The organism is Pseudoalteromonas sp. TB64 (assembly GCF_000498095.1).
Lineage (GTDB): Bacteria > Pseudomonadota > Gammaproteobacteria > Enterobacterales > Alteromonadaceae > Pseudoalteromonas.
Window position 1 is genome coordinate 1 of the sequence record NZ_AUTQ01000235.1, and the last position, 8,370, is coordinate 8,370.

Annotated in this window: 7 protein-coding genes; 1 reads left to right on the top strand and 6 read right to left on the bottom strand. The window is 40.5% G+C overall.

Going from position 1 to position 8,370, the window contains the following annotated elements:
- Window positions 1-954, bottom strand: a 954-nt coding sequence (locus tag L647_RS0119750; protein ID WP_024612565.1) for an MFS transporter, incomplete at its 3' end; no start/stop codon positions are given.
- Window positions 955-1,518: 564 nt separating this feature from the next.
- Window positions 1,519-2,466 carry a sodium-dependent bicarbonate transport family permease gene (locus L647_RS0119755; RefSeq protein WP_024612559.1) on the bottom strand — a complete coding sequence of 316 codons (948 nt, stop codon included), beginning with the start codon at window positions 2,464-2,466 and terminating at the stop codon, window positions 1,519-1,521.
- A gap of 141 nt (window positions 2,467-2,607) precedes the next feature.
- Here L647_RS0119755 and L647_RS0119760 point away from each other — a divergent pair, with 141 nt between their 5' ends.
- Window positions 2,608-3,552 (top strand): LysR family transcriptional regulator, encoded by a 945-nt coding sequence (locus tag L647_RS0119760; protein WP_024612560.1) that lies wholly within the window; start codon window positions 2,608-2,610, stop codon window positions 3,550-3,552.
- Window positions 3,553-3,582: 30 nt separating this feature from the next.
- Here L647_RS0119760 and L647_RS0119765 read toward each other — a convergent pair whose 3' ends face one another.
- From L647_RS0119765 to L647_RS0119780, 4 genes are all read right to left on the bottom strand, one after another.
- Window positions 3,583-4,584 (bottom strand): LacI family DNA-binding transcriptional regulator, encoded by a 1,002-nt coding sequence (locus tag L647_RS0119765; protein ID WP_024612561.1) that lies wholly within the window; start codon window positions 4,582-4,584, stop codon window positions 3,583-3,585.
- A 75-nt stretch (window positions 4,585-4,659) separates the two neighbouring features.
- Window positions 4,660-6,183, bottom strand: coding sequence for an MFS transporter (locus L647_RS0119770; RefSeq protein WP_024612562.1), 1,524 nt, complete (start codon window positions 6,181-6,183; stop codon window positions 4,660-4,662).
- Between the two features lie 32 nt (window positions 6,184-6,215).
- The gene (locus L647_RS0119775; protein ID WP_024612563.1) at window positions 6,216-7,544 is read right to left on the bottom strand and encodes a GH1 family beta-glucosidase; all 1,329 of its coding nucleotides are present in this window, start codon (window positions 7,542-7,544) and stop codon (window positions 6,216-6,218) included.
- 237 nt (window positions 7,545-7,781) lie between these two features.
- Window positions 7,782-8,370 (bottom strand): tryptophan 7-halogenase (locus L647_RS0119780; RefSeq protein WP_024612564.1); only part of this gene is annotated, 589 nt, incomplete at its 5' end.

Below are 8,370 nucleotides of genomic sequence, written 5' to 3' on the forward strand. Positions count from 1 at the left end.
GTCGCACGCAAGCGTAATCGCAATTGGGTAAAGTGCAAAGCTGCATGCGCCCAATATTAAGTAACTTACTATTAATCCGCCCAATGTTGTTGCTTGTAATATACCCACAGCGCCCACGGCACCTACTAAGCAAAATAAACCCATCAGTAAGCTTTTTTCAAGCAGAGTAGATAAGTAACTCACAAGCGGCTGCACTACCATGCCACCTAAAATAATAACGGCCATAAGTGTCCCTGTGTATTGAGCTTGATCTGCTTGCGCTGCAATATACACCGGCATTAAGCCATAAATAGGACCTAGTAATAAGCCCGACGCTAAGCATCCGAGCATTGCAGGGTGGCTTAGTGTTTTTATTTCTTTTAGTGGGAGTTTTTCAAGATGTTGTTTTTCGGGCTGACCTTTGGTTATTAATAAAGGCGCTAAAATAGCTAAAAATAATAACGAAGCTACAAATAAATAAGGCGTTGAACCTTCGGTGCCAAGCGGCCCTATAGCAAGTTGACCTACGGCGCTGCCCCCATAAAGTGAGGTCATGTATAAGCCCAAACGTTTAGCACGCGACTTTGCCGTGTTGGTCATTAACAACCAAGACTCAACAACTACAAATACACCAGCAACAGCAATGCCCGCTATAAATCGTGCAATTAGCCAGTTAACGGTATTTGGCAGCGCAAGTTGTGCAAGCACGCTGACTATTAATAAGCTTAAAAATAATATAAAAGCGAAGCGATGACCAATTTTTACCACAATGCGCTCTATTGTGGTTGCGCCAATAAGTAAGCCAAAGTAAAAAATACTCGCAAGCCAAGGCGCTAGGTTTTCATCGAGTTTAAATGCAGGTAACGACAGCGGAATAAGGCTCATTAAAAAGCCCGAGGCAATAGCAAAAAACGACAGCCCTATAACAGGCGCTAAAGGATTGTTTTTGGGGCTTGTGGCGGCTAATTCGGCCATTTGTGTTTATCGACTCTTGAAGGTAAATAACCACTGTTTTAAAGTTTGAGAGGTTACTTTAATAATAAAATTTGCGCGAATTTAAAGCCAAATTAAAGATAAGTAAAGTGATTTTTATTAGGCAATATAAATAAACTTTAAAACGATCGTTTTGGTAAATTATCGGATCTATTATGCTTTTTATTGTAGTGTTTTTATGTAGATATTGTTTTATATTTGTGAGCATTTATTAGGGCGTGTTGATCTTTGTGGATTGAAATTTGTTCAATCTAGGGGCGATTTAATCGCGGCGCGAGGTTTGTAACCTAGCGGGCTAAGTAAAAACCGAGCAACAAAGAGTTAATCGTCCCTAGAAAGAACCCAAAGGGCAGCGCATGTTTGGCATTTATGCTGCGTTATCGCCTATTTATGGGGAATAACCACACTACATAGGCTCTGCCTTGCTTAAATACCAGACAGTCTGCTGCAAAATCAATCACGAAAGGTCAACACGCCCTAATGTTAAACCCTATATAGAATAGGGTTCAACCGTTTTTTAAAGTAATAAAATTAACACTTATTTGCTTATTGCATTGCCACCGCAAGGTGGTGATATAAACCAATACCAACAATCACATTAAACGGAAAAGTTACACCGAGTGAACTCAGCATAGCAAGACCAATATCGGCTTTAGGAATTGCCGCTTTTATTGCAGCGGGCGCGGCTATGTAAGAGGCGCTGGCTACTAAACTTCCCAATATAACTACCGAGCCTAATTCTAAATTTAAAAGTGTGCCTACTGTTACACCAATCGTGCCTAAAAATAGCGGGGTGACAATAGCAAATACCGCTAGTTTCCAATGTTTCCATGGGATAGGGCGAAGAGTTTGCGCGGCTACTAAACCCATTTCTAGTAAAAATAATGCCAGCACAACCTTAAAGCTACTTGTTAAAAGGCTCGTTACTTGGCTGCCTTCAACTGTGCCGTACATCATACCTATGATTACACCACCGATGAGCAAAATTACGCTTTTGTTTGTGAGAGTTTCGTGCCAAAGCGCTTTTAACGAGGGTTCACAGTGTTGACTGTTTTGTTTATCAAGTTTTCGGTAAAGCAATAAACCAACAATGATTGCAGGAAGTTCTAGCATCACTAAATACAGGGTTACTTCTGCGCCTACTACCAACTTAGCCGACTCGGCATAGGCGAGTGCAACAGCAAATGTACCTGCACTCACTGAGCCGTAATGCGCGGCAATACTGGCGCTATTAGCAACAGAGAGTTTAATCACGTATTTTAAAATAGGGTAAAGCATAAGTGGTATAAATGCACCAAGCAGCATTACCGACCCCATTTCGGGCAGTAGTTGCCAGCTTAAGTTACCGTGCAGTACCATTCCGCCTTTTAAGCCTATGGTTAACATGAGCAATAAACTTAATGTGTCGTAGGTGGCTTTTGGAATGGCCAAGTCCGAGCGTAAAATACCCGCTACTAATCCTAAAATAAAAAACATAACAACAATATCTGGCACTGGCTTTCCTTACTAAATGGTAAATTAAGTGGCGCTATTGTAGATAAAACTTTGTATAGTAAATAATAAAATAAATACGAGTTACATATAGATAGTTATCTATGGATTGTTTTTAACTAAGTAAGAGGCTATGAGGTAGGTATGGATTTACGACATATATCGTTTAGGTTGCTTGAAGTATTTATGAGCGTAGTTAAAATGGGTTCAATAAGCGAAACCGCAAGGCGCTTACATTTAACACAGCCAACGGTATCGCTACAAATAAAGCGACTGCAAGAAGCCGTAGGCGAGCCATTACTTCTTATACAACAGCAAAAGCTACACGTGACCGATGCAGGACTTGAGCTATTTAAAACATGCCAACAGGTGTTTGGGCATTTTGAAGATTATCAAGATTTTTTAACCGAGCTTAATGGTGGATCGCGCGGCCGTTGTAAAATTGCAATGGTTAATACCGCGCAATATATTTTACCTAAATTGCTTGGGCCTTATAGTAATTTACATCCCCATGTTGAGCTTCCGCTTGAAATAGGTAACAGGGCAGAGGTGCTTGATAGGTTTGAGCGAGGAGAGGACGATATTTATGTATTTAGCCACCCGCCGTCGCTTGAGCACGCACAAGCTGCGCGCTTTTTGCATAATCCACTGGAATTTATAGTGCCGCTAAATCATCCGTTAGCTCACGTAAAAGCCGTTAAATTAACTGATTTAATGCCGTATCGCTTTTTACTGCGAGAAAATGGCTCAGCAACACGTATGTTATTTGAAAGCGAACTACAAAGCCGAGGATTAGTGCTGAGCGATAGCGTGCAAATGGCGAGTAATGAAGCAATACGCGTTGCGGTTGCATCGGGTCTGGGCATTGCGGTTTTATCACGCCATGTACTTGCAACAGACGATACTAGTTTTAAAGTGTTAAACGTAACCGATGCTCATTTGGCAAGTCAGTGGTATTTTGTAATGCGAACAGATAGACACATATCGCATGCTGCACGTAACTTTTTAAAGTTTGCGCAGCAACACGTAGAGCAATATTTAGATACGCAGTGGGTGCGTAACGAGTTACATAAATTAGATTTAAACTAGGTTTAAATTAGGTTTAAATTAGGTTTAAAGTTAATTAATGTCGGGTGTTGAGTCTCTTAAAATAAGCTTTGGCTGAAACACATGATTTACTGTTATGCCGCTTTTTTTGTAAATGTCTTTAAGCACTAAGTTAGCCGCAGCTCTGCCCATTTCGGGAACTGGGTTATCTATTGTAGTAAGCGTTGGGTAGAGGTAATTGGTAAAAATTACGTTATCGAACCCAATAATGGCTAAATCTTTTGGTAAGTTAAAACCGTGCTCTCGGGCGTATTTCATGGCACCCGATGCCATTTCGTCATTGGCGCATACAAGGGCGGTTATTTGCGCTTTATTTTGAATAAAATGCCTTAAGCCATCGCTGCCACCGGTTTCTTTAAAGTCGCCTATGTAAAATAGCTTTTCGTCAAAGGTTAGGTTGTATTCTGCTAATGCCTGTTTGTGACCTTTTAAACGATTTGACGCATCTTCTTTAAACTGCGGGCCTGCTATATACGCAATGTTTTTATGACCTTTGTTGATCATGGCTTTAGTGGCTAAGTAGCCGCCCATGACGTTGTCGAGGCTAATGCAGTTTTCTTCAATTTCTTTAACGTAGCGGCTCATTAAGTAAATAGGGGTTTTGCCTTTACTTAGCTCAATTAAGTACTCGTTTGATACTGCTTCTACGTGGGCAATAATAGCGTCGCAATTACGGCTTATTAAAAACTCAAAGCCGTTTTTTTCTTTTTTCTCGTCACTGTGCCCAGGGGTAATAATAACGTGTTTACCCGCAATACGAAGATGCTCTTCAATGGCTGACATCATCTGACCAAAAAACGGACCATCCAACTCAGAAACTAAAATACCTACGCTGTTTGTAGTGCTAGACGCCAAAGAGCGTGCAATAGAACTTGGCTGATAGCCTAGCTCTTTCATTGCTTCTAATACCTTTTTTTTAGTTTTTTTGCTTACGTAGTCGTTGTCGTTAAGTACCCTTGAAACAGTTGATAAAGACACACCTGCCATTTCTGATACTTGATAAATTGTCGCCATTGATGTCCTAGCTTATATGTGTTTTTACTCGCGCTTTATAAAAATATAAAGCGCGAAGAATCATTAAAAGTTAATTTACACATTACTGCGTCTAATTGCTAAGTCTTCTGTTATTTTTTGCGTCATCGCTGAGGTTAGCGGATAAATAAGCATCAATGCGGCACCTAAAAAAGCAAATGCGGCGGGTATCCAGCTCATAAGTAACTGCATACCAGGTAGGGCTTGTGTAATTGTTAGCTCATCCATGCCGTTATAGCCGTAGCCTGCAAGTACCACTAATACTAATGCACCTGCAAAACCACCACCGGTTTTTTGCACAAATGTACCCGCAGAATAAATAAGGCCTGTAGCGCGGCGTTTGTTTTTCCACTCTGAATAATCGGCTGAATCACCAAGCATACTAAAAAATAATGTTGGCATCATCGCGGCAAAAAATTCAGCGGCGCAACCAAAGGTAAATACAGCAACTAGGTTATCGCTAGGCACCCAGTAAAATGCAGTAGTGAGTATGCCGCTTAGCATTAATGATGCAATAAATAGGTTTCGTTTACCCATAATTTCGGCCAGTTTACCTGTGGCAAGTGCGCCTAATATAGATACAACCAACAAGGCGATAAAGTATTGCCCAGNNCCAGCCATGAGTTCATTGGCTACGTGGTACTTAAAGTAGTACGCAATTACACCGTATTTTATGCCATTAAACATCATGGTTAAAAAACCAATGCCAAGTAATACCAACCAAGGTTTGTTGGTCAGAAGGTCAACCATGTCACGCTGTGATCCCGTTAAGCTTTTCTTATCTTTATTGAGTAATTTTTTAATAACGAATGTCATTGCTGCCATAACAAGGGCAAAAAATACGCCGCTGTATAAATCGCGGTAATAAAAAAATAAGGTAGTAGCAAGCAAAGGTAGGATTATAAATGGCAGGCTTTTGGTTAAATCAAACAACTCTGATTTTAAATTGCCTTCATTTGAGGCATGCGGTGTTACACGTTCTTTAGTGGTCGCAAACGTTATAATCATTAAAATAATAAGTAAGCTGGCAAATAAGTACATAGTAAGCTGATAGCCTTTGGCATCGTCGCCGCCACCAAAAAAAGCCACTAGCTCAGGTAAAAAACCCATAACCAGTAAGCCACCAGTAAACGCACCTGCAAACCTAAAACCAGAGAGCTTTGTGCGCTCTGTATCGTCTGGTGTCATTACGCCCATAAGTGCCGAGTAGGGCACGTTACTTACGGTGTAAGCAAGCGTTAAACCAATGTAGGTTACGTAGGCATAAATAAGTTTGTTGGTGGTGCTAAAGTCGGGGGTAGTAAAACACAACACCATAAACAAGCCCAAAAATGGTGCTGAGTAGAGTATCCAAGGTCGAAACTTACCAAAGCGCGACTGCGTTCTGTCGGCAATCATACCCATAATAATATCGGTTACGCCATCAGACAGCCTTACAACCAAAAACAACATGGCAGNCGATATGCCAAATGTATCGGTGTAAAACACCGCTAAATAAGCAAGCGCACCGCGCCATACTAAGTTAGCGCCGGCATCGCCCATGGCGTAACCGACTTTTTCGTATAAAGGGAGTTTGTTCACAGTGTGTGTTCTTATTGTTATAAGCCGATAATTTATCGGCTTGTTATTAGTTTACTGTACGCTTTACCGCTGGCTTTAACAGTTCGTTTTTGTGTGGTGTAGTCTACGTGTACTATTCCAAAACGTTTTAAATATCCCTCTGCCCATTCAAAGTTATCCATTAGGCTCCAAGCAAAATAACCATCTACTTTTACGCCTTGCTCTGCTGCGTTATGTAGGGCATTTAAATGCTCGTGGTAATATTCAATACGGTCGTTATCGTTCACTTCGCCGTCTTTAAATTCGTCAGCCATAGCTGCACCGTTTTCGGTAATATAAATAGGTGGTAGGGTGTATTTTTCGTTTAACGATACAAGTAACTCTGTAAGCGCTTTAGGGTAAATTTCCCAACCTATATCGGTCATTGGTGCTTTATGTGGCAGCTCATGGTAAAAGTCGGTTTCGCTTGCTTGATAATGCATACGGGTATAAAAATTAACCCCTAAATAATCCAGTGGTTGAGCAATTATTTCCATATCGCCCTCTAAAATGTCTGGGCGGTGGGCTTTAGGTAACTGCTTAATAATATCAGGGTATTTACCTTGCATTACAGGCTGCATGTACCATTGGTTTATGTAGTCATCAGCAAATGCAGTGGCTTTTAAATCTTCTTCGCATTGGGTAACTGAATAACAAGGCGTAAAGTTAAGTACAATACCGTTTAGTGTATTTGGACTGTTTTTAGCAAGTACTTGCATAGCTAACCCATGACCAAGTAATAAATGATGAGCGGCTTTACGACCAAATTCGCGCCCTACAATACCAGGTGCATGTACGCCTATTTCGTAACCTAAAAAAGAGCTGCAAAACGGTTCGTTTAAAGTAGCGTAAGAGTGCACACGATCCCCAAATGCTTTTGTAATTAAATCTGCGTAATGGGCAAATTCGTAAGCGGTGTTTCGGTTTAACCAACCGCCTTCGTCTTCAATATGTTGTGGTAAATCCCAATGGTACAAAGTGACAAAAGCTTTAATATTACGACGTTTTAACTCATCTAAAATATCGGTGTAAAACTTAACGCCTTTAGGGTTTAACTGCCCATTTAAGGTCATTACGCGTGGCCACGAAATAGAAAGTCTGTAAGCGTCTACGCCTAATGATTCAATTAGTTCTATATCATCTTCCCAGCGAGTGTAATGTTCACATGCTACATCGCCATTCGAATTATCAACAATTTTGCCTTCTTTACTGCAAAAGGTATCCCAAATACACGGCAAGCGATCGGCTGCACCACCTTCAATTTGAAATGAGGCTGTAGCTACACCAAAAGTAAAGTTTTTAGCTAAAAGTGGTGAGCCACTAGGTAAAGATAATTGTTTCATTAAGAGAAAACCCCTGTTTTCTTTGTAGTAAATTTGGCTTTTATTTATATTTTATAAATTGCATAAGTGGAAGCGCTTCCATATTTAATTTAATTAATCTTAAGCAATGGTCTTTAATAACTTTAAGGAAGCGCTTCCATATTTAGGTTAGTGGCTATTGCTAAGCAGGTCAATAGTTAAATTTAAATAAATAAAAGTTGTTTTGTGTACCCAAAACCCTTAGTAATAAGGGCTTTTTTATGCTGGGCAATATTGTTTTAAAAACTCATGATGAGGTGGTAATTGGCTTACGCGTTGCTCTATTTGTTGCTTAATACCGTGTAAAAAACGGGTGAGTTCTTCATCACTCATCATGCTGGCTATTAAGTGATGTTGATTAGGCTCAATACCTTGACCAAGCATAACCTGCACCCACGAGTCGACTCTAAAAATGTCACCATCGTCTAAAAATACACGACCGGTTTGCTTAAACAAATCAATTTTATGTTGAAGGGTTTTTGGCACCTCCATCGCACTACAGTGTTGCCAAAACTCGCTGTCATCGCGATTAGTTACTTTGTAGTGCAGCACAATAAAGTCGCGAATATTTTCAATTTCGCTTTTAAGCTGTTTGTTGTATTCGTCAATTGCGTGATTGGTAATGCCATTAAATGGAAATAAACGCATGAAGCGAATAATACCCGACATAATTAAGTGAATGCTGGTGGACTCAAGTGGCTCTAAAAAACCGCTAGCAAGGCCAAGCGCTAGGCAGTTTTTGTTCCAGCCTTTTAAGCGACGCCCTGTTTTAAATTTAATAATACGGGGCTCTGTAAGCGGCTCGCCC